We start from the raw sequence: 25,834 nt of genomic DNA on the forward strand, positions 1-25,834 counted from the left end.
CCCGGCGGCCGGCCGCTCCGGCGCTCGTCGCTCCGGCGGCCGGCCGAGCACGCCCAGGCCCGGACCAGCTCAGGCGCGGACCAGCTCAGGCGCGGACCGCTCAGGCCCGGACCGGCTCAGGCGCGCGGGCGTCCCATCGCGCGGTACGTCCAGCCCGCCGCGCGCCACCGCGCCGGGTCCAGCGCGTTACGTCCGTCCAGGATCAGCCGGCGCGACGCCGCCTCGCCCAGGGCGGCCGGGTCCAGCTCACGGAACTCGCTCCACTCCGTCAGATGCAGGACGACATCGGCGCCGCGCACCGCGTCCAGCGCGGACGGCGCGTACCTCAGCGTCGGGAAGAGCCGCTTGGCGTTGTCCATGCCCTTGGGGTCGTACACCGTCACCTGGCCGCCCTGGAGATGGATCTGCCCCGCGACATTGAGCGCGGGGGAGTCCCGTACGTCGTCCGAGTCCGGCTTGAAGGTGGCGCCCAGCACCGCGACCCGCTTCCCCAGGAACGAGGAATCGCCGCCCACGGCCTCGCGCGCCAGCTCCACCATGTGACCGCGCCGCCGCATGTTGATCGAGTCGACCTCACGCAGGAACGTCAGCGCCTGGTCGGCACCCAGCTCGCCCGCCCGCGCCATGAACGCCCGGATGTCCTTCGGCAGACAGCCGCCGCCGAAGCCGATCCCGGCGCGCAGGAACTTCTTCCCGATCCGCTCGTCGTACCCGAGCGCCTCCGCCAGCTTCACCACATCCCCGCCGGCCGCCTCGCAGACCTCCGCCATCGCGTTGATGAACGAGATCTTCGTGGCCAGGAAGGAGTTCGCGGAGGTCTTCACCAGCTCGGCGGTCGGGAAGTCCGTCACCACGAACGGCGACCCCTCGCCCACCGGCGTCGCGTACACCTCGCGCAGCACCCGCTCGGCGTGCTCGCTGCGGACGCCCACCACGATCCGGTCGGGGTGCAGCGTGTCCTGTACGGCGAAGCCCTCGCGCAGGAACTCCGGGTTCCAGGCCAACTCCACCTCGCCGCCCGCGGGCGCCAGCTCGACGATGCGGGCCGCGAGCCGCTCCGCGCTGCCCACGGGCACCGTCGACTTGCCGACGACCAGGGCCGGCCGGCCCAGATGCTTGGAGAGGCTCTCGATCGCGGAGTCGACGTACGACATGTCGCAGGCGTACTCGCCGTGCTTCTGCGGGGTGTTCACGCAGACGAAGTGCACATCGCCGAATTCCGCGATCTCGGCCCAGTCCATGGTGAACCGCAGCCGTCCGGTCGATCCCTCGATCCCGGCGACATGTTTGCGCAGCAGTTCTTCGAGGCCTGGCTCGTACATCGGGACCCGGCCCGCGGAGAGCAGTTCGATCTTCTCGGGCACCACATCGAGGCCGAGGACCTCGAAGCCCAGCTCCGCCATGGCCGCGGCGTGCGTGGCGCCGAGATAGCCGGTGCCGATCACAGTGATCTTGAGGGCCATGTGAGTGCTCCAGGGGGATGCGGGCAGGTGCGGGCCCGAGCATAGCCGCGCGTAGCGGGGGCTTCGCAGGGGCACTTCTCCTGTACGAAGCGGCTGTCGGCAAACTCACCTATGCCTGCGGGGCCTCGGCCCCTAAAATTGTGTTACTTAACGGTAGTTAGCATCTTGGGGAGTGAAAGACCGTGGCCGGATCGGCTGATTTCGACCTGTACCGCCCGTCCGAAGAGCACGACATGCTCCGCGACACCGTGCGCGCGCTCGCGGAGGCGAAGATCGCTCCGTTCGCCGCGGCGGTGGACGAGGAGGCGCGCTTCCCGCAGGAGGCCCTGGACGCGCTGGTCGCCTCCGATCTGCACGCGGTCCATGTGCCGGAGGAGTACGGCGGGGCCGGCGCCGATGCCCTCGCCACGGTGATCGTCATCGAGGAGATCGCCCGGGTCTGTGCCTCGTCCTCCCTGATCCCGGCCGTGAACAAGCTCGGCTCGCTGCCGGTGATCCTCTCCGGCTCCGAGAACCTGAAGAAGACGTACCTGGGCCCGCTGGCCAAGGGTGACGCGATGTTCTCGTACTGCCTCTCCGAGCCGGACGCGGGCTCCGACGCGGGCGGGATGAAGACGAAGGCGGTACGGGACGGCGACCACTACGTCCTCAACGGCGTGAAGCGCTGGATCACCAACGCGGGCGTCTCCGAGTACTACACGGTCATGGCCGTCACCGACCCGGACAAGCGCACCAAGGGCATCAGCGCGTTCGTGGTCGAGAAGGGCGACGAGGGCGTCTCCTTCGGCGCCCCGGAGAAGAAGCTCGGCATCAAGGGCTCCCCGACCCGCGAGGTCTACCTCGACAACGTCCGCATCCCCGCGGACCGGCTGATCGGCGAGGAGGGCACGGGCTTCGCCACCGCGATGAAGACCCTGGACCACACCCGCATCACGATCGCGGCCCAGGCACTCGGCATCGCGCAGGGCGCGCTGGACTACGCGAAGGGCTACGTCCAGGAGCGCAAGCAGTTCGGCAAGCCGATCGCCGACTTCCAGGGCGTGCAGTTCATGCTCGCCGACATGGCGATGAAGCTGGAAGCGGCCCGCCAGCTCACCTACTCCGCCGCGGCCAGGTCGGAGCGCGTCTCGGCGGGCAGCGCCAAGGAGGACCTCACCTTCTTCGGCGCGGCGGCCAAGTGCTTCGCCTCCGACGCGGCCATGGAGATCACCACGGACGCGGTCCAGCTCCTCGGCGGCTACGGCTACACGCGCGACTACCCGGTCGAGCGGATGATGCGCGACGCCAAGATCACCCAGATCTACGAGGGAACGAACCAGGTCCAGCGCATCGTGATGGCGAGGAACCTGCCGTAACGGGGCCTCACAGCCCAGCGTGCGCGCGAAGTGACGCGTGCCCCATGATCGGCTCCCGGGCGGCTTGACCGCGCCCCGGGCCGATCACGGGCACGCGAGGGACGCCAGCGCGTCAGCGGTCACGTCCCGGCGAGTACCGGCCCCCCTCGGGCGTCAGTTCGTCAGCGTCGGGGCGTGGCAGGCCCACCATCGTGGCAATCTCCCGGTGGGTGGTGGCGACGCCGGTGCAATTCTCCTGTCATCGTTCGAGAACACGCAGGAGGAACCCTTGCTGTCCCCCCGACTGGTCCGGGCGCTCGCGGCCGGTGTCGCCGCCGTGGCCCTCAGCGCACTGCCCGCCGCCGCCGTCGGTCCCGTGACCGCCCCGCCCGGTTCCGCTCCGGCCGCGGCCCGCTCCTACCCGCTGCCGCCGATCGGCGCCGAGGTCCCCTCCTCGATGCTCGCGATCAAGAGTCTCTTCGAATACGGGGGCACCTCGTACACCGTCGACTTCAGAGGCGGCATCAAACAGCGTGTCGAGGTCAACCCCAACGACCCCGTCAACAGCGTGCGGTTGCGCACCGTCGGGTTCCGGGTCGGCGCCGAACTCCCCGGCGGGGGCAGTGTCACCCTGGAGCAGAGCGACGTCGACATCGACCCGAAGAGCGTCCTGCGGCCCGCCTCGCACTTCCCGCCCGCGTACGACGAGAACGATGTCATCCTCGTCAGCGCGACCGTCGAACTCCCCGGGCGGGAGCCGGTCGTGCTCACCGGCGTCGAGCCGTTGCGGCTGAGCGCCACCGGTCTCAGCCAGTACCCCGCCAAGGGCGACCCCTACCTGATGGACAGGGTCCTCGACTTCGCGCACCCCGACCGGCCCGGAACCCACGCGGCCCGGCTGGTCACGTTCGACTCCAAGCGCGCCGGCCTGTAATCCGCTCCGCGCACCCCGCGCCGGGGACCGGGGGGCTTCCGCTCACGCGCGCCGGGCCCAGAGATAGAGGCCGGTCTCGGGCTGCCCCTCGGATCCCTGCTCGGGACAGATGTCCAACTCGTCCACCCACAGCCCCGCTTGGCGGGCCCAGTCGGCGAGGTCCTCACGTCGGCACAGGGCAGGACGGTAGCTCGTGTCCATGAACCGCACCTCGTCGTCCGTACGCCGCTCCGAGACGGCGACCAGCAGCGAGCCGCCGGTGACCGCGAGATCCCGCAGTCTCTCCAGCGCGGCGATGAACGCGTCCGCCGTCAGGTCGACGAGGGCGTAGAAGCTCACGACAGCGTCGAACGATCCGAGGTCCAGTCCCCGGTCGAAGAGATCGGCCTTGACGAAACGTGCTCCCGGGACCTGGCGGCGGGCGTGGGCGAGCAGGCCCTCGGAGACGTCGATCCCCGTGACGTCCATACCGCCCTCGCTCAGCTGTCCCGCGGTCGGCAGCCCCGTACCGCACCCCACGTCCAGCACCCGGGCGCCGGGGTCCAGCCGGCTCATCAGACGCTCGGCCGCCTGGATCTGGGAGGTCTTCCTGCCCTCGAAGGCTCGCTGATACCCAAGGCCCAGGGAGTCGAAGTACGCCGCCGTCTCCGCCGCCTGCGGCGCCAGCCCGACGGTGCCCTCGGAACCGACATCCTCGGAACCGACGATGTCCTCGGAGTCTCTGTCCTGCGTACGCTCCACAGTCCCCACCTCTCACCGGCCGGCCGACGCTCCTGCTCTACCCCGGTTCCCCCATGGTTCCCCGGTCCGAGCGGCACGATCACCTGAACGAGGCCGCCGCTCTCGCCGGACCGGCGGTCAGTGCCCGGTGGGAGACCGCCCGGCATGGGGGCCACCGAGGACGAGTCCCGCGACCTGATCGTCGGGCCCTACCAGCAGGCGTGGCAGCACTCGGACACCACGGTCGCCACGCTGCCGCTCGACGCGATCGGCCTCCCAGCACGCCGCCTACGGCCCGTACGGCCCGTACAGCCCGTACGGCCCGTTCCTAGCGCACGTCCACGTAGTCCTCGCGGCCGCTCGACGCGTAGTGCGTCTTCACCGTGTCGGTGTAGCGCATCTGCCAGGTGCCGTCCCGCAGCGCCGTGAACTGCTTGCTGAACGTGCCGTTGGTGAGGGTCTTGGCGCTGCCCAGCTCCGTCCAGACCGCGCCGCGCGTGGCGGCCTTGAAGTAGACGCGGACCTTCTGGCCGGCGTACGCCTTCCAGGCGGAGCCGGACTTCCGCATGAGCGTGCCCTTGGCCGTGAGCTTCGTGCCCTTCGGTACGCCCTCGGGCGTGACGTCGTCGCTCCGGATCTCGGTGTACTGACGGCCGAGCTTGTGCACGCGGCTCTCCACGCCCGTGGCGCCCAGGTGGCGCAGGCGCCAGTAGCTGCCGGCCGAGCCCTTCAGAGGAGCGGCCTGGGTGAACGGGACCCCGTACGTGGCCGTGAACTGGCCCGCGCTCGTCCAGTTCTGGCCGTCCTGCGAGTGATCGATGGAGACCCGCCCCGTTGTCCCGGCCGGGTACGAGCCCGAGGTGACGCCCAGTCTGCCGCTGAAGGTGACCTTCCGGTACTTGTCGACACCGGCCTCGACCGCCGAGAACGTGCTCGTGGCGGCCGTCTTGACCTGGAAGTCGTACGGGGACGCGGCCTTCTCGAACCACGGCTCCTGGCCCAGCTCAAGGCGCGTGGCGCCGTTCCTCGTGGCGGGGAAGGCGCCCGAGAAGGTGCCGTCGGCCTTGGTGCTCGTGAGGTGCCGGCCGTCGACCAGGACGCCGACGCCGCCCGCCGGCTTCCGCGTGCCGTCGTCGGCCGTACGCGTCACCGTGCCGCGCGCGGGGACGTCGCTCCCGTACGGGGCGGTCACCGAGCGGGCGGGGGTGTCCACCGTCACGTTCAGCGGCTGCTTGCGGACCGTCACCGGGAACGACACCAGGTTCTCCTGGAACCAGACGTCGAGCCGCGCGTCGGTCTCGTAACCGTTGAAGTCGAAGGGCAGGGAGAAGCGGCCCGCCTTGTCGGCGGTCGTCGTCACGAAGTCCTGGGACTTGTAGCGGGCGTAGACGCCGGCCCCTTCGAACGGCTTCTTCTCGTGCGTGTTCGGGTCCCGCGCGACGAGAGTGCCGTCCACCGTGACGACACGGTGGTCGTACGACACCCGCTGGCGGTCGGCGGTGGCGATCAGCTCCGGATCGAGGCCGTAGTTGAGCTCACCGTTGTCACGGTCGACGACCTCGTCCGCCGTGCCGGCCCTGACCACGAGATCGACGGTGTACACGCCCAGCGCGGGCAGTTCGACCGGGCCGGTCCGGAACTGCTGCTCCTCACAGTCGGACGCGGTGGTGCAGCGCCCGGTGTCTTCGAGACCCAGCGTGGCGAGTACGGCGTCACCGCCCTTCGCGCGGACCCGGAGGGTGACATCGGACGGAAGCGAGTTCCGGTCCCAGTGCTCGTAGAGCACATGGATCTCGCCGTCCTTCTCGGCGCTCCACGTGAACGATCGGAGGCTGACCTCGGCCGCCTGCGCCGTGGGCGCGGCGATCAGTGCGGACGCGGAGAGCGCGACGGCCGTGGTCACCACGGCCATGATCCTTTTCAAGGGTCCTCCATCGGACATGCACGCGTTGATCTACGGCACGTTCGACCTCTCGGTCGGGAGGAAGGTTGTACGCGATGTCCGCCGGTGAGGTGCTGGAGGCGGGTTTACGGTGATCAGACCTGGTCCGCCCGGTCTGCCCAGTCCGCCCAGTCCGCCCGGTCCGCCCGGCCCGGTCCGCCAGAGGCCGGCACGCTCCGCCCTGCGCCCCGGCGCGGCTCTCCGGCGGGAGTGCGGGGATCCGTACGTACGGATCCCCGCCGCCGCGACGGTCAGCTCCCGGGCGTCAGTTGCCGGAGACCGTGACCTTCTCGTCGTTGTTCAGCTGGTTCACCAGCTCCTTGACCTTGGCCTTGTCCCAGACCAGGTTGCCGCCCACGCTGCCCGAGATCGGCATGTTCATGGACGTGCCGTCGCCGCCCGTGACGCCCTTCATCGCGAAGAACATCTGGCCCAGGGACCACAGCGACATGTCCTTGTCCACGATCAGCGTGTCCAGCCCCGCGCTCATGGTCGGGTAGAACGCGAACGGGTTGAGGATCGTGCCGGGCGTCGCCGTCTGCGCGGCCAGGGCCGCGAGGAACTTCTGCTGGTTCTTCGTACGGTCCAGGTCGCTGTTGGCGAAGGCGTACCGCGTCCGTACGAAGGCGAGGGCCTGCTCGCCGTCCAGGGTCTGTGTGCCCGCCTGGAAGTCGGCGCCGGACTTCTTGTCCTTGAACGCCTTCGGAATGTCCAGCTCCACCCCGCCGATCGCGTCCACGATATTGGCGAAGCCCGCGAAGCCGATCTCGACGTAGTGGTCGATGTGCAGACCGGTGTTGAACTCGACGGTGCGGACGAGCAGTTCGGGGCCGTCCTCGGCGTACGCCGCGTTGAGCTTGGTCTGCCGGCCCGTGCTGGGGAACGTCTTGCCGGACTCCGAGCCGACGAACGACGGGATCGTCACGTTCGAGTCGCGCGGCAGCGAGATCAGCGTCGGACCGTTCGACCCGTCGTGCAGGATCATCATCGAGTCGGTGCGCTTGCCCTCGGCCGAGCCCGTGTGGAGCTTCTTCTTCTCCTCGGCGGACATGCCCTCGCGGCTGTCCGAGCCGACGATCAGATAGTTCGTGCCGTCGCCCGACTCCGGCCGCTCGATGACCTTGGAGAGATCGACCTCGCGCTTGAGCTTCCCGTCCGCCCAGAAGTACGTGCCGATGGAGACGGCGAGGATCACCACGACCAGCGTCAGCGCGCCGACCTTGATACGGCGGCGCCAGTCGGGCGCCTGCCGCGGTCCCCTGGGGACGCCGGGCGGCGGACCGCCGTAGCCGTCGCGACCGCCGCCGCCGGGGGGCGAGCCGTAGACCTGGCCCGTGTTGTACCCGCTGTCGTACCCGGGCTCATAGCCCCGGTCGTACCCCTGGGACTGCTGAGGGACACCGCGGGGCTGCACATGCGGCATCGCGCGCGCGCCCTCGGGCTGCGCGCCCGCGCTGCCGCGCCCGTAACGGTTGCCCCGCTCGCCGCGGTCGCCGGTCCATCCATCGGGCCAATCATTCATGCGGACCAGTGTGCCGGGCCGGGCCGCGCGCCAGACAGGGGAGGTGGGAAATCGGGTCGGGGCTGTTGCCAAGCTGATGCAATGCGGACCACATCGGTGGACTGGCGCCGCTCGCGTGGTCACCCACGGCGACGCCGGGGCCCGAGGGAAGACGTCCGGGGCGCCCGAGGGAAGACGTCCGTGGGTCTGAGGGAAGACGTCCAGGGCGCCCGAGGGAGCCGCCCGCGGTACGGCGGGAGTCCCCCGGGGCCCTGAGGGAGCCCCGCATAGGGTGGGGAACATGACAGCTCAGGCCCCCTCCCCGGAGAGCGACATCCCGGGTAAGCCCACCTCCGCCTCGCGCACCACGCTCAGCCACATCATGACCGTCAGCGACACCAACCTCCTCGGTACGGTGCACGGCGGAGTGATCATGAAGCTGGTCGACGACGCGGCGGGCGCCGTCGCCGGACGCCACTCCGGCGGACCCGCGGTCACCGCCTCGATGGACGAGATGGTCTTCCTCGTGCCGGTACGGGTCGGGGACCTCGTCCATGTCCGCGCCCAGGTCAACTGGACCGGCCGGTCGTCGATGGAGGTCGGCGTCCGGGTCATGGCCGAGCGCTGGAACGAGTCCACCCCCGCGACCCAGGTCGGCAGCGCCTATCTCGTCTTCGCCGCCGTGGACGCGAACGGCAGCCCCCGGCCCGTCCCCCCGGTGATCCCCGAGTCGGAGCGGGACAAGCGGCGCTACCAGGAAGCGCAGATCCGGCGTACGCACCGGCTCGCCCGGCGGCGGGCGATCAAGGAACTGCGGGCGAAGCGCGCGGCGGAGGGCATCGACGACCACCGCTGACCGGCGGCGCGCCCGGCTCCCCGGTGTGCCGTGGCTACGGACACACCACCTGGTCGCCGGTCTTCGCCCCGAACCGGCCCTTGGGGGCCTCCCGCGGGCGTACCGGCGTCACCGCCGTGAAGTCGGTCCCCGCCACCACCTTGAGTGTCGCGCCCTGCTGCTTCACCGGGCGCAGTTCACTGCCCGGCAGCGCCGCCGCCAGGGACTTCGCGGAGCGGTCCCAGCGCGGGTCGTACATCACGACCGTGCGCCGCTGGTCCGGCCCGTCGGAGTTGAGCGGGGCACGGGTCGTGTTGAAGCCGGTGGCGTGCAGCGCGTCGTCGAGCCGCTTGCCGAGTCCGTCCGTGCGCGTCCCGTTGTAGACCTGGACCCGGATCTCCTGCGGCTTCACATCGACCGTCTCGGCGGACCCGGCGGACCCGGCGGACCCGGCGGACCCGGTGGGCTCGGCCGGCTCCCCGTGCTTCACGGGCTCCTCCTGCTTCGCCGATTCCTTTCCCGGGCCCGGCTCCTGCCCCGGGCCCGGTGTCCGTCCCGGTTCCGGCTCATGGGCGGGCCGCGAGGCCGCCGGGCCGTGCCGCGTCGTCAGCGGTCGGTCCTCGCGCAGTGCCCGGAACAGCTCCTTCGACTTCACCGGATCCCACTTCACCGTGGAACCCACCCCCTTGACCGCGACGCTGTCACCGGCCAGCGGCACCGACGTGAACTCCGACGAGGAGGGGGAGAAGCCGCGCATCGCCTCGTTGAGGGCGAGCAGCTGCTCCGTACCGAAGCCCGCGTCGGCCCGTACCGACGCGAGCATCGTCGAGGAGACCTCCTTGAACCGCACCGGGTTCAACAGCACTCCGCTGCTCGTGGCCCGGTCGATCAGCGCGGCCAGGAAGCGCTGCTGGCGCTCCATCCGCCCGAGGTCGGCCGCGCCGTCGATGTGCCGGGACCGTACGTACTGCAGCGCCTGGCCGCCGTTCATGCTGTGCGTGCCCGGGGTCAGATCGAGTCCGGTGTACGAGTCCTTCAGCGCCCGGGGGGTACAGATCTCGACGCCGCCCAGGGCGTCCACCGTCTTCATGAAGCTGGTGAAGTCGACCTCCAGATAGTGGCTGATCTTCACCCCCGTCATGCGTTCGACGGTGCTGACCGTCAGATGCGGGCCGCCCTCCGCGTACGCCGCGTTGAGCTTCACCGCGTGCGGCTCGTGACGCTTGCCGGTGACCGCGTCGGTGTGCTCGGGAAGCTCCGCGTAACTGTCGCGCGGCACGCTCACGACGCTCGCGCGCTCACCGTCCGCGGAGAGGTGCACCAGCATGATCGTGTCGGTGCAGCGGCAGGGATGGCCGCCGAGCCGGTACTTCTGCCGCTCCTCCTCCGTGATCTTGTCGCGGCCGTCCGTGCCGACGAGCAGGAGGTTGAGACCGTGGCCCGCGGAGGGGCGGTTCTTCATGTCCTTGAACGGATCGACCCGGCCGATGCCGGTGTCGAGGCTGGTGACCACCGCGTGGCCGATCCCGCCCGCCCCCAGCACCAGTACGGAGAGGGACGTCGCCACCCGCATTCCCCAGCGCGGCCGTTGCGGCTCCCCCGGCCGCCGGGACGGGGCCGGGCGGTGGGTGGTGCGGGGCGGCGTGGGCACGGGGAACACCTCCGCGTGACAGGGATCGTGCGCGAACAGGGTGGTGAGGGGAGCGTGTGTACGGTAGGCCCATACGATCAGTGACACCGGTCCGCAACCGGGCGGCGCGCGTCACTGTCCCCCGTTCGCGGTAACGTGGGCGGCCATACCGCCGCCGAAGGACCCCTGAAGGACCACATGCCTGCCCTGCCGCCCGCGGTCTCCGTGATCATGCCGGTGCTCAATGAGGAACGCCATCTGAGGAACTCCGTCCGGCACATCCTGGAGCAGGAGTACGACGGCGAGATGGAGGTGGTGATCGCGCTCGGCCCGTCCACGGACCGTACGGACGAGATCGCCGCGGAGCTGGTACGGGAGACCGCGTCCCACGAGCGCGCCCGCGTCACGACCGTACCCAACCCGACCGGCCGCACCCCGGCCGCGCTGAACGCCGCGATCAAGGCGTCCAGGCACCCCGTCGTGGTCCGCGTCGACGGGCACGGGATGCTCTCGCCGAACTACATCGCGACCGCCGTCCGGCTCCTGGAGGAGACGGGCGCGCAGAACGTCGGCGGCATCATGCACGCCGAGGGCGAGAACGACTGGGAGAACGCGGTCGCCGCCGCCATGACCTCGAAGATCGGCGTCGGCAACGCGGCCTTCCACACCGGTGGCGAGGCCGGGCCCGCCGAAACCGTGTATCTGGGTGTCTTCCGGCGCGAGGCGCTGGAGCGGCAGGGCGGCTACAACGAGGAGTTCATCCGCGCCCAGGACTGGGAGCTGAACTTCCGTATCCGCGAGTCGGGCGGCGCCATCTGGTTCTCGCCCGAGCTGCGCGTCCAGTACCGGCCGCGGCCCTCGGTCCGGGCGCTCGCCAAGCAGTACAAGGACTACGGCCGCTGGCGCCATGTCGTCGCCCGCTACCACTCGGGCTCGATCAATCTGCGCTACCTCGCCCCGCCGACGGCCGTCTGCGCCATCGCCGCGGGCATCGTGGTGGGCGCCGTGCTGACGCCCTGGGGGCTGGTCGTACCGGCCGGCTATCTCGCCGCGATCGTCGCGGGCTCCGTCCCGGCGGGCAAGGGGCTGTCGCTGAAGGCCCGGCTCCAGATTCCGGTGGCACTGGCCACCATGCACATGTCGTGGGGCTACGGCTTCCTGACCAGCCCGCGGTCGCTCGCCAGGAAGGTCATCGCGAGCCGCCGCCCGGCGGCGCGGCCCGTCGAGGCGTAACTCCCGGGTCCCACGCCCCGACACAGACGCGAGCGCCGTCCGGCGGACCACCGGACGGCGCTCGCGTCTGTGTGCGAACCAGGGCCCAGGTCCGTACCGGGCCTAGAAGCGGTACGGCGCGTAGACGTCCATGCAGGCGTCCTTCGTCGAGCCGTTGAGCGCGTCCGCCGTGTCCGGTACGCCGCCCGCCTTCGGTTCGTCCTCCTTCGGGAAGGACGAGCCGCTGCGCCAGTCGGCGCCCACGACCACCGTGACCCCTGAGACGTCCGTCGACTTCTTGACCGACGTCAGCGGAATGCCGAGAGCCTTGGCCACCGCCTGCGCGTCCCCCTCCAGGTCCGCGCTCGGATAGCTGACCGTGCTCGTCTCCTGCGGGCTCAGCTGAGAGTCGGCCCTGGCCAGCGTGAAGCCCTTGCCGTTGAGCGTGCTCGCGATCTCGGCCGCGCGGCGCGGCACCGGGCTCTGCGCGCCGCCGGTGCCGTTGCGTACGATCACGCCGGTGTCACCGGGCTTCGCCGACGGGTCCTTCGTGGCCGACTCGGCCGGCTTCTTCTTGGCGTTCTCCGCCGTGTCGCCGTTGCTGTCGAAGGCCACGTCGTCGCGGAGCATCGTCCACATCTTGCGGGAGTCCGCCTCCGCCGCGATCAGATGGTTCGCGTCCTGCGGATCCTGCACGGTCGGCATCGTCGTCATGGTGAGGCGGTTCGTCGGCACGCTCTTGAGCTGCATGGCCAGATCGAACAGCTTCGTGACCGTCTTGATCTCCTCGGAGACCTCCAGCGACTTCGTGGCCGCCTCCGCGAGACCGGTCAGCCGGGGGGTGTCGGTGAAGACACTCTGCGACTTGAGCCCGCGGATCATCGAGTTCATGTACATGTGCTGGGCCTTGGCACGGCCGAGGTCGCTCTCGAAGGCGTGCCGGGTACGCAGCCACTGGAGCGCCTGCTTGCCCTGGATCTGGTGCGTGCCCTTCGTGAGCTTCAGTCCCGAGCCTCCCGGGACGCCGGGCAGCGGCCGGTCCCAGACGTTCTCCTTGACGCAGACATCGACACCGCCTATCGCGTCGGCCATCTTCACGACGCCCGCGAAGTCGATCGTCATCCAGTGGTCGATATAGACGCCGGTCAGCTTCTCCCAGGTGGAGAGGGTGCAGCCGGGGCCGCCACGGGCCAGCGTCTCGTTGATGATGGCGTTGGTCGCGGGAAACGTTTCTCCCGTCTTGGCGTCCTTGCACTCCGGGATGTCGACACGGGTGTCGCGCGGGATGCTCACGACCGACGCGTTCTTCCGGTCGGCGGCGACATGGACGAGCATCTGCACATCGCCGAGCGGCGGGTTGCCCGCGGTGTCCTTGCTGCCGCCCAGTTTGACGTTCTCGGGGTCGGCCCGGCTGTCCGAGCCGATCAGCAGGATGTTCAGCGGGGTCTGGCCCGCCGAGTTGGCCGCGGGCTTGTCCAGGCCGCTGGCGCCGTTGCTGCGCTCGCCGCTGCGGATGTTGCTGTTGAGATGGCGGTAGTAGAGATAGCCGGCGCCGGCCGTCGCGAGCAGCAGCAGTGACAGCCCGGCGGCGACCCAGCGAAGTATTCGCCAGGGCCCGCGTTTCGCGCGTCCGCGCGCCGTGCCGCCGCGCCCGCCCTTGCCACGCCCGTTTTTGCGCCGGCCCTTGCCGTCGCCCCCGCTGTCGTCGCCGTTTCCGCCGGCCGCGGGCGCGCCGCCCTCGGCCGCGCCGTCCTGCCGTGGCCCCTCACTGTCGTACAGGCTGTCGTCCCAGCCCAACTCTCCGGCATGCGGGACGCCTTGGCGCGTCCCCTCCCGTCGTACGCTGCTCTGACCCATCCAGACTCCCTCTTCAGGCCGTCCGTATGGGCCGGCGCTCCGGCGTTACTTGGCGCAGACCTGCTTGTCCGCTTCCACTTTCTGCACACCCTCCGGCGCCTTCGCCGGTCCGGTGATGGGCACTCCCGCGCCCTTGAAGTCCTTTCCGAGGGTCAGCGTCATCGCCTCAAGCCCTTCGGCGTCCTCGGTGCCCGGCTTCATCGCCGTGGCGGGCAGGCCCATCATCTCCGCGAGTGCCCGCGCCTGGTCGGCCTGGTTGGGCGCGTACTCCAGGGTCGTCTTGGCGACATCCGCCGGGGCGTTGCCCTTGTTGGTGGACTTCAGCACGCCCTCGGTGTTCTGCAGCCAGCTCAGGGTCTCCTGCGCGGAGCCCTGCGGACCGCCACCGTTGAACACATCGACACGGACGTCGGACGCGTCCGCCTTGGTTCCCTTGAGGAGTGCTTCCTGCTTGGCCTTGGCGGCCTTCTCGTCCGCCTTCTCCTTCTGCTGCACCTCGGTCAGGGAGACATCGTTCTGCATCATCGAGAACAGCGGCTCGGCCTGGGCGTCGTTGACCACGACCGTGGCCTTGACGACCTCCGCCGGGTTGTCGAGCACCGGCAGCGTCGTGAAGGTGATGTTCTTCGGATTGACCTTCGCCAGCTCCGTGGCCAGATCGCTGAGCTTCTGGATGCTGCCGATCCCGCTGTCGACCGTGAGCGCGTTGGTCGCCGCCTCCGCGAGCTTGAACAGCTTGCTGGGGCTGGTGAGCGTGTCGCCCGACTTCATCTTCCGGATCATCGAGCTGAGGAACTGCTGCTGGGTCTCGATCCGGCTCAGGTCGCTCTCGTTGCCGAAGGCGTGCCGGGTACGGACGAAGGCGAGCGCCTGCTCGCCCTGGATGGTGTGGGTGCCCTTGCTCAGCTTGAGGTGCGACTTCGGGTCGTCGACGTCCTTGGCCACGCACACTTCCACACCGCCCACCGCGGTCGACATCGTCTTGACCGCGTCGAAGTCGGCCATCATGAAGTGGTCGACCGTGAGCCCGGTGAGCTCCTTGACCGTACGCATCGTGCAGCCGGGGTCCCGCTCGCTCTGGCCGAGGCTGGTGTTGAAGCGCACCTGCGAGTTGCCCGGGATGACCTTCGTACCGTCGGCGGTCTTGGTCTCGCAGTCGGGGATGTCGGTGATCAGGTCGCGCGGGATGGAGAGCACCGTCGCGTTCGTACGGTCCTTGGAGACATGGAACAGGAGGGTCGTGTCGGCGTGCCCGACACTCCCCGCGTCGCCGTATCCCTCGTTGCCCGCGCCGGTCCGCTTGTCCGTGCCGATCAGCAGGATGTTGATGGGCTCGTCCTTCTTGAAGCCACCACTGCCCGCGCCCTGCACGTCGATCGTGTCGATGTTGCCGTTGAAGTGCTGGTAGACGAAGTACCCGGTGACGGAGAGGCCCACGAGGAGGAACGCCATCACACCGCCGGTCCACACCAGCGCCTTCTTCTTGCGCGACTTCTGGGGCTTGCGCTTGCGGCGGCCGACGGCGGCCGCCGGCTCGGCCTTCCCCGCGCGGCGGCTGCGCTGGCCCGGAACGTCGGCGCGCGTCCCGCCCCGGCCACGGCCTCCGGAACGGGATTCCGCACGGGATTCCGCACGGGATTCCGTCCGTGAGTCCGCGCGCGCGTCGCCCCGCGTCCGCGCTTCCTCGTCGGACGGGGGGCTCACGGGCGCCTTTCGCGGAGCGTTCGCTCTTCTGGCGCCGCGCGGCCGGGGGGAGGGCGGCTGCTCTGTGGAGTGGTCCAGTCGCAGTTCGTAATTACCGGTCTGCGGGTTGAGGACCCACTGGTCGGCGGGGTCGATTTCGTCCGCCTGTCCACGGCTTTGCGCATCCACGGTTGCTTGAATCCTCCGTCGGTGCCACGCGAGGCGTCTTCCCCCGAAGACGCTCGGTCTTTCGATCCTGTAGTGCGCGACCTGACGGCCGGATGCACCGGATCGCGTCACACTATCCGCCCCGTTCGACGTCCAGCGACGCTGGTGACAAATTCCTCATCCCTTACAAGCGGGCAATCCGCCCAATCTTCATGGACTGAAGAGCTGCCTTTGGGCCGGGCTTTACCCGCACATGCCCGCCGCGGCATTTGTCCCCTGGAAAGTGGGGGCCGGGGAAGGGCTCCCCGTCGCCCCGGTCTCGCTGCCGCCGCCGCTGTCGTTCCGCGAATTCTTCACGGTGTCGTCACTCTTTCCGTCACCCTCTCCGTCGCTCTTCCCCGCGTCCTGCCCGTCCTGCCCGTCCTGCCCGTCCTGCCCGTCCGCCGAGACCGACACGGGCTGGTCCTCGCGCAGCCGCTCGAAGAGGCTGGTCGCGGCGGACGGGATGAGTTCGTCGCGATTCGGGTCCTGACTGTACGGCTGGCGCGGCACGGTCAGGAATTGCACCTTTTCCATCGGTACGCTCCGCATCGAGCGTGCCAGTTCGTAAAGGTCGCCGAGAGAGTCCAGCCCCGAGTCGGTGGTGAGGGACTTCGTCGCCGCGTCCAGCACCGGATAGAGCCGGGCCGGATTGAGCAGCACCCCATTGCTCTGCACCTTCTTGAAGAGCGCCCCCAGGAATCGCTGCTGGCGGTCCATGCGCTGGGTGTCGCTGCCGTCACCGATGCCATGGCGGGCGCGGACGAAGCCGAGGGCCTGCTCGCCGTCGAGGGTCTGCCGGCCCGCGGGCAGTTCGAGCCGTGCCTGGACGTCCTTGACCGGCTGGTCGAGGCAGACCTCGACACCGTCCACCGCGTCCACGACGTCCGTGAAGCCGCTGAAGTCGATCACCATGTGGTGGTCGACGCGGATGTCGGTGAGCTTCTCGACGGTACGGATCGTGCAGGCGGCGCCGCCGGTCTCGAAAGCCCAGTTGAACTGCGCGAACCGGGCCTGGCCGCGGGTGCCGTCCGGCCTGGCGCAGTCGGGTATCTCCACCATCAGGTCGCGGGGTATCGACATGGCCGTCGCGCTCTTCCGGTCCGCCGCGAGGTGCAGCAGGATCGTGGTGTCGGAGCGCTGTGAACCGCCGTCGTCCCGCCCGTACTTGCTGTTTCCCTCGCCGGAGCGGCTGTCGGAGCCGATGAGCAGGATGTTCTGCGCGTCGAGGGCGACCGGGGTGGGGCGTTCCTTCTCGTACGTGTGCAACTCGGTGGCGGCGGAGGTGTCGGTGGTGATGTTCCCGTCGAGCTTCTGATAGAACCACCAGCCGGCTCCGGCGGTGGCCAGGATGACGACGGAGGTGCCCAGCGCGGCCCAACGCAGCCAGTGGCGGCGGGGGTTGGCGGGCGTGGCGGCGGGCTCGGCATCGATGTCGTCGGGCCCAGGCGCTCCGGTCGGCGGCTCACTGCCGGACTTGTTGTCCGGTTCGGTCGCCGTGCCAGCTCTGTCGGTCACGTCTGCGTCCATCCTTCAAGGCGTCGGCGGCGCACTGGGCCGCCGGTTGCAGGGGTAGACGGGCGAGCGCCGCGCTTGGTTGTGCTGCGGGTCGCGCGTATCGCCGATCACGTACAGAGGTTGGGCGACTGCCTTGAGAGTGGGGTCCGTTATGTAGCGGATAGTGTGCTTTGTGGGGTCGATTTCTCAGCGGATTCTCAGATGGGGAACGGCCACTTCGGACGAGCGGGGCGGGCGGGCGAGTTTGGCCGGTAGCGGTCTTGCCCGCCCGCCGGTGCGTCACATCGCCCGGTCGGTCACGCGTTCGCTCTCGACGCGCTGTTCGAACGCCTCCGCCGACAGCTTCCCGAGGTTGCGGCAGAGCACAACGGACCCGCCCGCCGCGAGCGGGGCGTACAACCCTGCCGAGAGCCCGTCCCAACTGTCGTACGCCAGCCCCGACAGCAGCCGTGAGCCGGGCGTGAGACCGCGCTCCGCGGCGTCCGCGCCCGCGCGCGCCACGAGTTGGGCCGCCGACAGCTCCGTACCGCCCACGACCAGCGCGGATTCATCCGGGTCCACCGGTGCGAACGGCGCGAACCGGTCGCCCTGGCCCGGCACCTCGACCGCGTAGTCCATGAAGCCCTCGGGCGGGCGCGGGAAACGGCCGCCCAGCGGACGCAGCGCCAGCGCCACCCGCTCGCCGCCGCACGCGCGCGCCGCGTCGAGTGTGTCCGGTCCGCTGACCACCAGATCCGCGCCGGCCGGGTCACCACCGATCTCGACCGTCACACCGACCGATGAACAGGCGAGCAGCCACACCGCGCTCTGCCAGTGCGCCGGAAGCAGCAGCGCGAGCCGGTCGCCGGGCGCCGCGGCGAGCTCGCCCTGCAGCAGATTCGCGGTCTTGGACACCCAATTGGCGAAGGTGGCCACGGACAATTCGACCCGCTCACCGGTGGCATCGTCGTAGAACGTGACCAAGGGGCGGGCCGGGTCCGTGGCGAGAGCGGATCGCAGCAGGTCGGCGGGGGTACGGTCGCTGGAGTTCACCCGGGAAAGGGTACGCCGGGCGGCCGGACCGCCACCGCCGTACCGGTGACGGGGTACACCGGTTGGACCGACGGGCCGTCAGTTTTCCGGCGGGCGCGGTGGTCGGGTCGCGCCCAGGATCGGTACATGCGTGCCTCACTTGTAACCTCGATCGGCGTCGCGTGCACCGCCGCCCTGGTCCTCCCGCTGTCCCCGTCGGGCGCGAGCGCCGCCCCACAAGTCCCACAGGCCACACAGAACACGGAGAACACGGAGAACACGGAGAACACGGGCTCGGCAGACGTACCGGGCTCCACTCAGTCGCTCCCGCTGAGCGCACTCGGCTCGGACCGGTCCTCGGGCGCCGCCACGGAACAGGGCGTGACCCGGCGCGACGTCAGTCCCTTCTCGCTGCTCGGCGTCGTATGGGACGACGCCGACGCCGAACTCCGCGGCACGGTCCAGGTCCGCACCCGCACGGCCGGTTCACACGTCTGGTCCGACTGGCAGGACCTGGAGACGCACAACCGGGAACACGGCGCCGACCCCGGTACGGCGGAACGCGACTCGGGACACACACGCGGCTCCACCGCCCCGCTCTGGGTCGGTGGCTCGGACGGCGTGGAACTGCGCGTACAGGCCGCCGAGGAGGCCGGGAACGGCCCGGCGTACCCGCCGCTGCCGCGGGGGCTCCGGCTCGAACTGATCGACCCGGGAAACGATCAGCGGGGCGCCCCGGACGAAGGCGCCGAACCGGCGTACGACGGCGAGCCCGTACCCGACACCGCCATCTCCCCCGAGGGCGGCGGCGATTGGGCACTCCCCGAGGGCCCCGAGGGCCCCGAGGGCCCCGAGGGCCCAGAGGACCTGCTCCCGGCCCTGCCCAGGGCCATGGAACCGGCCGCCCTGCCCGACTCCGCGCGGTCGTACGCCGCACCGCGCCCGCGCATCATCACGCGCCAGGGCTGGGGCGCGGACGAGAGACTCCGCGAGAAGCGGCTCGGCTACTCCAAGACCCTCAAGGCGGCCTTCGTCCACCACAGCGGCACGGGCAACAACTACAGCTGCCGACAGGCGCCCTCCGTCCTGCGCAGTATCTACCGCTACCACGTCAAGAGCAGCGGCTGGCGCGACATCGGCTACAACTTCGCCATCGACAAGTGCGGAAACATCTACGAAGGCCGCGCCGGGGGAGTGACCAGGCCCGTACTGGGCGCCCACACACTCGGTTTCAACACCAACAGCGTGGGCATCGCCGTCCTCGGAACGTACGACGGAACGAATCCGCGTGCCGCCGCGACGACCGCCGTCGCCAAGCTCACCGCGTGGAAGCTCGCACTGCACGGCGTCAACGCGCGGGGGAAGGTCACGCTGACCTCCGCGGGCAGCGGAAAGTACGGCAAGGGCAGAAAGGTCAGGCTCAACGCCATCTCCGGGCACCGGGACGGATTCTCCACCGACTGTCCGGGAAACCGGCTCTACGGGAAGCTCAGCGCCGTACGGAAGGCGGCGGGCGGATACCAGCGCCGCTGACGTGAGCGGCCGCGAACACTGGTCGGTTCCGTGTACGCGTACGTGTATGCATGTACCGACGGAAGCGCCGACCCCAGCAGGAAGCGGAGACGACACGGTGACAGAAGCGATCCTCCTGGTCGGCGGCAAGGGCACCCGGCTGCGGCCGCTCACCGCCCGCACCCCCAAGCCGATGGTGCCGGCGGCCGGCGTCCCGTTCCTCACGCACCAGCTGGCGCGGGCGCGCGCGGCGGGCGTCGAGCACATCGTCCTCGCGACGTCCTACCTCGCCGAGGTCTTCGAGCCGTACTTCGGCGACGGTTCGTCCCTCGGCCTGAGCCTGGAGTACGTGACCGAGCGGGATCCGCTCGGTACGGGAGGCGCCATCCGGAATGTGGCCTCCCGACTGGACTCCGGGCCCGACGAGCCGGTGCTGATCTTCAACGGCGACATCCTGACGGGCCTCGACATCCGGGCGCTCGTCCGCACCCACGCGTCATCCGGCGCGGACGTCTCGCTGCATCTGACGCGGGTCGAGGACCCGCGCGCCTACGGCCTGGTGCCGACCGACGAGAACGGGCGGGTGACGGCCTTCCTGGAGAAGCCGCAGACGCCCGAGGAGATCGTCACCGACCAGATCAACGCCGGCGCCTATGTGTTCCGGCGCTCGGTGATCGACTCCATCCCGGCGGGCCGGCCGGTCTCGGTGGAACGCGAGACCTTCCCCGGTCTGCTGGCCGCGGGCGCGCACCTCCAGGGCATGGTCGACTCCACGTACTGGCTGGACCTGGGCACCCCCCAGGCCTTCGTACGCGGCTCGGCGGACCTCGTCCTCGGCCGCGCCCCGTCCCCGGCGGTCCCGGGCCAGTGCGGCGAACGCCTGATCCTGCCCACGGCCACGGTCGCCCCCGACGCGAAGATCACGGGCGGCACGGTGATCGGCCGGGCCGCCCTGATCGGCGACGGCGCGCGCGTCGCGGGCAGCACGATCCTGGACGGCGCCGTCGTGGAACCGGGCGCGGTGATCACGGACTCGCTGATAGGCGCGGGGGCCCGGGTGGGCGCGCGGGCGGTGCTCTCGGACGTGGTGGTGGGGGACGGGGCGGTGGTCGGGGCGGACAACGAGCTGCGGCAGGGGGTACGGGTGTGGTGCGACGCGGTACTGCCGGCGGGTGCGGTGCGGTTCTCCTCCGACGCGTAGGAGAGCGCACCGGACGGCGCACCGCGTCCGGCCCCGCCCGCGGAGACCCCCGCACCCCCGCCGGACGGTCCACCGCTTAGCCTCGGGGGTGACCCCGACCCCCGAGGACCTCAACCGTGGCAGGCCGCTTCGCACAACGACCGGTGCCCCGTCCGCGCCCCGCGGGCGCCGCGGGCGCCGCCGACGCCGTGGGCATACGCCGCCGGTGGACGCCCCCCGAGCCCTACGACCTCGGGCTCGTCCTCGGGCCGCTTCGGCGCGGGCCCGCCGATCCGACGTTTCGCGCGTACCCGGACGGTTCCGTGTGGCGGACCTCCCGGACGCCCGCCGGGCCCGGCACGCTGCGGGTCGTGCGGCGCGGTGGGGTCGTGGAGGCCGAGGCGTGGGGCGCCGGCGCCGCGTGGATGCTGGAGCAGCTCCCGGAGCTGCTCGGCGCGGGCGACGACCCGGACGCGTTCGTCCCCCGCCACCGCCTGGTCGTCGAGGCCCAGCGGCGCCGGCCGGGCCTGCGGCTCTGCCGCACAGGACTGGTGCTGGAGTCGCTGATCCCGTCCGTGCTGGAGCAGAAGGTCACCACCGTCGAGGCATACCGCGCCTGGCGGATCCTGGTACGCACACACGGTGAGCCCGCGCCCGGACCCGGGCCAGGATCCGCGCCGGGCGAGCGGCTGTACGTCATGCCCGACGCCCGGACCTGGGCCCTGATCCCCTCCTGGGAGTGGCACAAGGCCGGCGTCGACGCCAAGCGCTCCTCGACGATCCTGCGCGCCGTCCGGGTCGCGCGCCGGATGGAGGAGGCCGCGGCGATGGAGCCGGAGCGTGCGGCCGCCCGGCTGGAGCTGATCCCGGGGATCGGCCCGTGGACCGCGGCCGAGGTCGTGCAGCGCTCCAACGGCGCCCCCGACGCCGTCACCGTCGGCGATCTGCATCTTCCCGGCATCATCGGCCACGCGCTCGCGGGCGACCGGGACGCCGACGACGCGGCGATGCTCGAACTCCTCGCCCCGTACGCCGGCCAGCGGCACCGCGCCACCCGGCTGATCCTGCTCAGCGGCCGGACCCCGGCCCGCCGGGCGCCCCGGATGGAGGTCCGGAACATCGCCCGGCTGTGAGCCCGGCTCTGAGCCGGACTGTGAGGGAGAGATCCGGCGTGCCTACCGCACCGTGAGGAAGGACTCCGGCGAGCGCGCCGGGCGGTCCTTCGGCGGGGCCGCCGCGTGGCCCACCGCCACCGCGCCCATCGGGTCCCAGCCCTCGGGCAGGTCCAGCACGTCCCGTACGACATCCCGGCAGAACATCGTCGAGGAGACCCACGCGGAGCCGAGACGCTCACCCGCCAGCGCCACCAGGAAGTTCTGCACGCCCGCGCCCATGGCGACCACGAACATCTCGCGCTCCGCGCCGTCGCGGCGGGGGTCGCCGTAGGTGTGCGAGCCGTCCATCACCAGGCATGGCACCACCAGGTACGGCGCCGCGCGCAGGAGATCGCCGCGGCGTACGCGCCTGGCGATGGACTCCTCCGGCCTGCCGTCGCGGCGCAGGTCCGCGATCCAGGCGTCGCGCATGGCGTCGAGGAGGCGGAGGCGCGACTCGGGCGACTCCAGGAGGACGAACCGCCACGGTGTCGTGTGATGCGGCGCCGGGGCGGTGACGGCGGCCGCGACCGCGCGCCGGACCGCGCCCGGGTCGACCGGCTCGTCCGTGAATTCCCGGACCGTACGGCGCTGGGTGACCGCTTCCCGTATCGCCTCGGACGTGCCGAGCCGGAACATGTCGTCCGCCGCGACCCGCACCAGCGCCCGCGCGTCCGTGTCCGTGTCGCCGACGAGCTGGCCCAGGCCGCTCACCACGGCGACCGGCAGCCCCTCGGCCTTGCCCTTCACCAGGTCACCGGCGGCGGCCAGTTCGTCGGCGAGGGCGGTGACGGTCGCGTTCAGCGGGTTGCCCTGGGTGTCGGTCCCGCCGCGCAGGTCCTCCAGGACGCGTACGCCCGCGGCGCCGATCGCCACATCGGTGAGGCCGTTGCGCCAGGGCCGCCCGAAGGTGTCGGTGACGATCACCCCGACGTCCACACCGAGCGCGTCGCGCAGCCCCTCCCGTATCGTCCGGGCCGAGGCGTCGGAGTCCTCCGGCAGCAACAGCACTGTTCCGGCAGCGGTGTTGGAGGCGTCGACCCCGGCCGCCGCCATGACCAGACCCTGCTTGTTCTCGACGATACGGAGGGGCCCGCGGCGCGCGACGACCCGTACGGTCTCCGCGTCGATCGCCGCCTCGCGGTCCGTGGCCGCCAGGATCCGGCCCTCGGCCTTGGAGACGATCTTCGAGGTGACCAGCAGGACATCGCCGTCGACGAGCCCGGGACCGGCGGCCACGATCAGTTTGGCGAGGTCGTCGCCCGGACGGACCTCGGGCAGTCCCGGCAGGGCGCGGACGCGGTACGACGTCATGCCTGAACCTCCTCGGCCAGCGCCAGCGCCTCACGGGCCATCGCGGCGGTCGCGTCCAGGTCGGTCATCATCAGCGGGACGGCGCGGCTGCGGATCCCCGCCGCCTCGATCCCGGCCACCGCCGCCGCGTCCACGGTGTCGACCAGCCAGCCGTCCAGCAGCCCGGAGCCGTAGTGCAGGGCGACGGCCTCGGCCGTCGACTCGACGCCGATCGCGGCGAGCACCTTGTCGGCCATCCCGCGCACCGGAGCGTCCCCGACGATGGGGGAGAGGCCGACGACCGGGACGCCCGCCTCGGCGATGGCCTCCCGGATACCGGGCACGGCCAGGATCGTCCCGATACTGACCACGGGGTTGGACGGCGGGAAGAGGATGACATCGGCCGCGGCGATCGCCTCCAGCACCCCCGGCGCCGGCTTGGCCTGGTCGGCGCCGACCGGGACGACCGCCTGCGCGTCCACGGACGCCCGCATCTTCACCCAGTACTCCTGGAAGTGCACGGCCTTGCGCTCACCGTCCACATCGACGGCGACATGCGTCTCGACGCGGTCGTCCGACATGGGCAGCAGCCGTACGCCGGGCTTCCAGCGGGCACAGAGCGCCTCGGTGACGGCGCTCAGCGGATAGCCGGCGCCGAGCATCTGCGTACGGACGATATGGGTGGCGAAGTCGCGGTCGCCGAGTCCGAACCACTCGGGTCCCACGCCGTAGGCCGCCAGCTCCGTCTTGACCTGGAACGTCTCGTCCGTACGCCCCCAGCCCTGTTCTTCATTGATGCCACCGCCGAGGGTGTACATCACCGTGTCGAGGTCGGGGCAGACCTTCAGCCCGAACAGATGGATGTCGTCACCGGTATTGCCGATCACCGTGACGTCCGCGTCCGGCGCGGCCTGCTTGAGGCCACGGAGAAAACGGGCGCCGCCGATACCGCCGGCCAGAACCACAATGCGCATAAGAACAGTCTGTCAGCCGCAGGCTGATCGTTGGGGGGCGGTGGTCGGGTGACGGGTGGGCCAGTCTGTCAGCCGCGGGCTGATCGTTGGGGGGCGGTGGTCGGGTGACGGGTGGGCATGTCTGTCAGCCGCAGGCTGATCGTTGAGGGGCGGTGGTCGGGTGACGGGTGGGCATGTCAGGCCGGTACGACGTCCTGGGTCGCCGGGGCGCAGCTCGCGGAGTGCATGGGCATGTCCGTCAGCCCCGGGTAGTAGATGTGCAGGCTCACGGCCGGTTCGATCGCGTCGTTGACGACCTCATGGACATAGCCCGGCGCGAAAACCCGCTGCGCGCCCGGCGCGAGAGCGCGGCTTCCGCTCTCCGAACGCTCCGTCAGTTCACCGGCGAGCACGGTCAGTACGCCCGAGGACAGGCCGTGGTCATGCGATCCGCTGCTCTGGCCGGGCACCCAGGAGAGCAGCCACACCTCATAGCCGGGCCCGGTGCGCAGCCGGTGGTACCAGCGGCTGGTGGCGTCGTACTGGACGAGCGGGGCCCACTGCGCGCGGTCGGCGGCGAGGGCGCGCGCGAGGCCGGCGAACTCGGCCACCGTCGCCGGGTGCTCCCGGGCGGGCTGGAGGAGATGCGGGACCTCAAGGAGGTCGCCGGCGATCTGGATGTCGCTGTCGCTGTTCATGGGGGAGGTGGTTCCTCGGCGGAGAGGGTGTGCGGCGGTGCCGCGACGGGCGCGTGGAATCGCGGGGGAGTCGCGAAGGAAATGCGGGGAAGACGCGAAGGTGATCACGGAAGAGTGATCAGGAGGAGCGTGAGGGCCGACCGGAGCCCGGAGGCGTCAACAGCAGGCGGAAGCGCAACAGCAACAGCGGGCCCGGAGAGCGCTGCGGAGTCCACGGAGGTGGGTCGCGGTGGGCGCGGGGTTCGCTGGCATGGAAACCAAGGTTGCGAATCCGGTGACGGATGTCAACTCAATGGCCGATTTGGCCGCAATGTTTCACCTCATCCGGTTGATCCGCGCGCAGAGCGGTTTGGGTGATGGTGGGCGCGGACACATGGGGCAGCGACCGTGCTCGTAAACACCTTCACGCCCTTGTGATCAGACTGTGATCCGGATCGCTTCCCGGGGGTGATCCGCAACAAGGTTGCGATTCTCGACGTCTCTCTTGTCGAGAAGGAGGTGGATGCGAACAGGCCAGTGGCATGTGTCAGATTTTTGGTGATTTGAACACTTTCCACATAGCCTTGGTTCCGCAGAGTGAATACCGGGCCCAATAGCAGATCTCGGCTTGACCTGGCCGGAGCACCGCACTTGTAATTTCACTCGTGTCGTTCGGCCGAAATCGATAGCGGCCACATCACGGGGACGCAAAAGACAGACGAGGGGCGCACATGACCGAGCTGTTCCAGCAACTGCTGGTCGAGGACGCGGACGAGGAACTCGGCTGGCAGGAGCGCGCCTTGTGCGCCCAGACAGATCCCGAGTCCTTCTTCCCCGAGAAGGGCGGTTCGACGCGTGAGGCCAAGAAGGTCTGTCTCGCCTGTGAGGTCCGATCCGAATGCCTTGAGTATGCCCTCGCCAATGACGAGCGATTCGGTATCTGGGGCGGTTTGTCGGAGCGTGAACGGCGCCGGCTGAAGAAGGCCGCGATCTGACCGCCGTCCGGCCCGCCCGGCCGCGGTGGCCGGGACCGAACACCGGCCGGTCGCCCGGAACCACCGGCACCGCTCCCTATGTACGGCGTGTACGGCGTGTATGGCACGGTCCGCAGTCTGCACCTCCCCGCAGACGGCGGACCGTTGTGTTTCCCGCCCGTCCGCCGCCCCTCCCCCCTACCGTTAGTGTGGGGCCCCGTCCGAGACGCTCCCACGCCCCTTC

The 25,834-nt window shown here is 70.5% G+C and carries 20 protein-coding genes; 8 read left to right on the forward strand and 12 right to left on the reverse strand.

The genetic code is table 11. The annotated features are described in order from the left end of the window. Positions 1 to 116 precede the first annotated feature (116 nt). The gene (locus ACZ7LS_RS29595; RefSeq protein ID WP_382530883.1) at positions 117 to 1,463 is read right to left on the reverse strand and encodes a UDP-glucose dehydrogenase family protein; all 1,347 of its coding nucleotides are present in this window, start codon (positions 1,461 to 1,463) and stop codon (positions 117 to 119) included. A 182-nt stretch (positions 1,464 to 1,645) separates the two neighbouring features. Here ACZ7LS_RS29595 and ACZ7LS_RS29600 point away from each other — a divergent pair, with 182 nt between their 5' ends. Continuing rightward, positions 1,646 to 2,818 (forward strand): acyl-CoA dehydrogenase, encoded by a 1,173-nt coding sequence (locus tag ACZ7LS_RS29600; RefSeq protein WP_382530882.1) that lies wholly within the window; start codon positions 1,646 to 1,648, stop codon positions 2,816 to 2,818. Between the two features lie 268 nt (positions 2,819 to 3,086). Continuing rightward, a complete protein-coding gene (locus ACZ7LS_RS29605; RefSeq protein WP_385135882.1) occupies positions 3,087 to 3,731 on the forward strand; it encodes a hypothetical protein in 645 nt (214 codons plus the stop codon). Positions 3,732 to 3,773: 42 nt separating this feature from the next. Here ACZ7LS_RS29605 and ACZ7LS_RS29610 read toward each other — a convergent pair whose 3' ends face one another. From ACZ7LS_RS29610 to ACZ7LS_RS29620, 3 genes are all read right to left on the reverse strand, one after another. Then, positions 3,774 to 4,472 carry a class I SAM-dependent methyltransferase gene (locus ACZ7LS_RS29610; protein ID WP_385135885.1) on the reverse strand — a complete coding sequence of 233 codons (699 nt, stop codon included), beginning with the start codon at positions 4,470 to 4,472 and terminating at the stop codon, positions 3,774 to 3,776. Positions 4,473 to 4,779: 307 nt separating this feature from the next. Further along, complete coding sequence (locus tag ACZ7LS_RS29615) at positions 4,780 to 6,375, reverse strand: hypothetical protein (RefSeq protein ID WP_385135888.1); 1,596 nt, start codon at positions 6,373 to 6,375, stop codon at positions 4,780 to 4,782. A gap of 283 nt (positions 6,376 to 6,658) precedes the next feature. Then, entirely contained in the window at positions 6,659 to 7,915 is a 1,257-nt protein-coding gene (locus ACZ7LS_RS29620) for an LCP family protein (RefSeq protein ID WP_385135891.1), read from the reverse strand. A 280-nt stretch (positions 7,916 to 8,195) separates the two neighbouring features. Between ACZ7LS_RS29620 and ACZ7LS_RS29625 the strand changes: the two genes are divergently transcribed. Next, positions 8,196 to 8,750, forward strand: a complete 555-nt coding sequence (locus tag ACZ7LS_RS29625; RefSeq protein WP_382530865.1) for an acyl-CoA thioesterase — start codon at positions 8,196 to 8,198, stop codon at positions 8,748 to 8,750. A gap of 34 nt (positions 8,751 to 8,784) precedes the next feature. On the opposite strand, the gene ACZ7LS_RS29630 is transcribed toward ACZ7LS_RS29625, so the two are convergent. Beyond that, entirely contained in the window at positions 8,785 to 10,380 is a 1,596-nt protein-coding gene (locus ACZ7LS_RS29630; RefSeq protein ID WP_469448412.1) for an LCP family protein, read from the reverse strand. A gap of 177 nt (positions 10,381 to 10,557) precedes the next feature. Here ACZ7LS_RS29630 and ACZ7LS_RS29635 point away from each other — a divergent pair, with 177 nt between their 5' ends. Beyond that, positions 10,558 to 11,592 carry a glycosyltransferase family 2 protein gene (locus ACZ7LS_RS29635; RefSeq protein ID WP_382530864.1) on the forward strand — a complete coding sequence of 345 codons (1,035 nt, stop codon included), beginning with the start codon at positions 10,558 to 10,560 and terminating at the stop codon, positions 11,590 to 11,592. 102 nt (positions 11,593 to 11,694) lie between these two features. On the opposite strand, the gene ACZ7LS_RS29640 is transcribed toward ACZ7LS_RS29635, so the two are convergent. From ACZ7LS_RS29640 to ACZ7LS_RS29655, 4 genes are all read right to left on the reverse strand, one after another. Further along, positions 11,695 to 13,428: an LCP family protein gene (locus ACZ7LS_RS29640; protein WP_385136981.1), complete on the reverse strand. Its 1,734-nt coding sequence runs from the start codon at positions 13,426 to 13,428 to the stop codon at positions 11,695 to 11,697. Between the two features lie 45 nt (positions 13,429 to 13,473). Next, positions 13,474 to 15,300 carry an LCP family protein gene (locus ACZ7LS_RS29645; RefSeq protein ID WP_385136979.1) on the reverse strand — a complete coding sequence of 609 codons (1,827 nt, stop codon included), beginning with the start codon at positions 15,298 to 15,300 and terminating at the stop codon, positions 13,474 to 13,476. A 222-nt stretch (positions 15,301 to 15,522) separates the two neighbouring features. Then, the gene (locus ACZ7LS_RS29650; protein WP_385136977.1) at positions 15,523 to 16,848 is read right to left on the reverse strand and encodes an LCP family protein; all 1,326 of its coding nucleotides are present in this window, start codon (positions 16,846 to 16,848) and stop codon (positions 15,523 to 15,525) included. Positions 16,849 to 17,115: 267 nt separating this feature from the next. Further along, on the reverse strand, positions 17,116 to 17,868 hold the full coding sequence (locus ACZ7LS_RS29655; RefSeq protein WP_382673042.1) for a TIGR03089 family protein: 753 nt from the start codon (positions 17,866 to 17,868) through the stop codon (positions 17,116 to 17,118). A gap of 126 nt (positions 17,869 to 17,994) precedes the next feature. On the opposite strand from ACZ7LS_RS29655, the gene ACZ7LS_RS29660 reads away from it, so the two are divergent. The 3 genes from ACZ7LS_RS29660 (at position 17,995) to ACZ7LS_RS29670 (ending at position 21,672) form a co-directional block, all read left to right on the forward strand. Then, the gene (locus ACZ7LS_RS29660) at positions 17,995 to 19,380 is read left to right on the forward strand and encodes a peptidoglycan recognition protein family protein (protein ID WP_385136975.1); all 1,386 of its coding nucleotides are present in this window, start codon (positions 17,995 to 17,997) and stop codon (positions 19,378 to 19,380) included. 46 nt (positions 19,381 to 19,426) lie between these two features. Further along, positions 19,427 to 20,560: a mannose-1-phosphate guanylyltransferase gene (manB, locus tag ACZ7LS_RS29665; protein ID WP_385136973.1), complete on the forward strand. Its 1,134-nt coding sequence runs from the start codon at positions 19,427 to 19,429 to the stop codon at positions 20,558 to 20,560. Positions 20,561 to 20,676: 116 nt separating this feature from the next. Continuing rightward, positions 20,677 to 21,672 (forward strand): DNA-3-methyladenine glycosylase family protein, encoded by a 996-nt coding sequence (locus tag ACZ7LS_RS29670; protein ID WP_382530480.1) that lies wholly within the window; start codon positions 20,677 to 20,679, stop codon positions 21,670 to 21,672. A gap of 42 nt (positions 21,673 to 21,714) precedes the next feature. On the opposite strand, the gene ACZ7LS_RS29675 is transcribed toward ACZ7LS_RS29670, so the two are convergent. From ACZ7LS_RS29675 to ACZ7LS_RS29685, 3 genes are all read right to left on the reverse strand, one after another. Further along, on the reverse strand, positions 21,715 to 23,007 hold the full coding sequence (locus tag ACZ7LS_RS29675) for a coenzyme F420-0:L-glutamate ligase (RefSeq protein WP_382673031.1): 1,293 nt from the start codon (positions 23,005 to 23,007) through the stop codon (positions 21,715 to 21,717). Further along, positions 23,004 to 23,960: a 2-phospho-L-lactate transferase gene (gene cofD, locus ACZ7LS_RS29680; RefSeq protein WP_382530483.1), complete on the reverse strand. Its 957-nt coding sequence runs from the start codon at positions 23,958 to 23,960 to the stop codon at positions 23,004 to 23,006. Before cofD ends, ACZ7LS_RS29675 begins: the two co-directional genes overlap by 4 nt. A gap of 176 nt (positions 23,961 to 24,136) precedes the next feature. After that, positions 24,137 to 24,637 carry a cysteine dioxygenase gene (locus ACZ7LS_RS29685; RefSeq protein WP_382530485.1) on the reverse strand — a complete coding sequence of 167 codons (501 nt, stop codon included), beginning with the start codon at positions 24,635 to 24,637 and terminating at the stop codon, positions 24,137 to 24,139. Positions 24,638 to 25,347: 710 nt separating this feature from the next. On the opposite strand from ACZ7LS_RS29685, the gene ACZ7LS_RS29690 reads away from it, so the two are divergent. After that, on the forward strand, positions 25,348 to 25,611 hold the full coding sequence (locus ACZ7LS_RS29690) for a WhiB family transcriptional regulator (RefSeq protein ID WP_014046372.1): 264 nt from the start codon (positions 25,348 to 25,350) through the stop codon (positions 25,609 to 25,611). Positions 25,612 to 25,834 lie beyond the last annotated feature (223 nt).

The sequence above is a fragment of the Streptomyces sp. NPDC039430 genome, assembly GCF_055639435.1.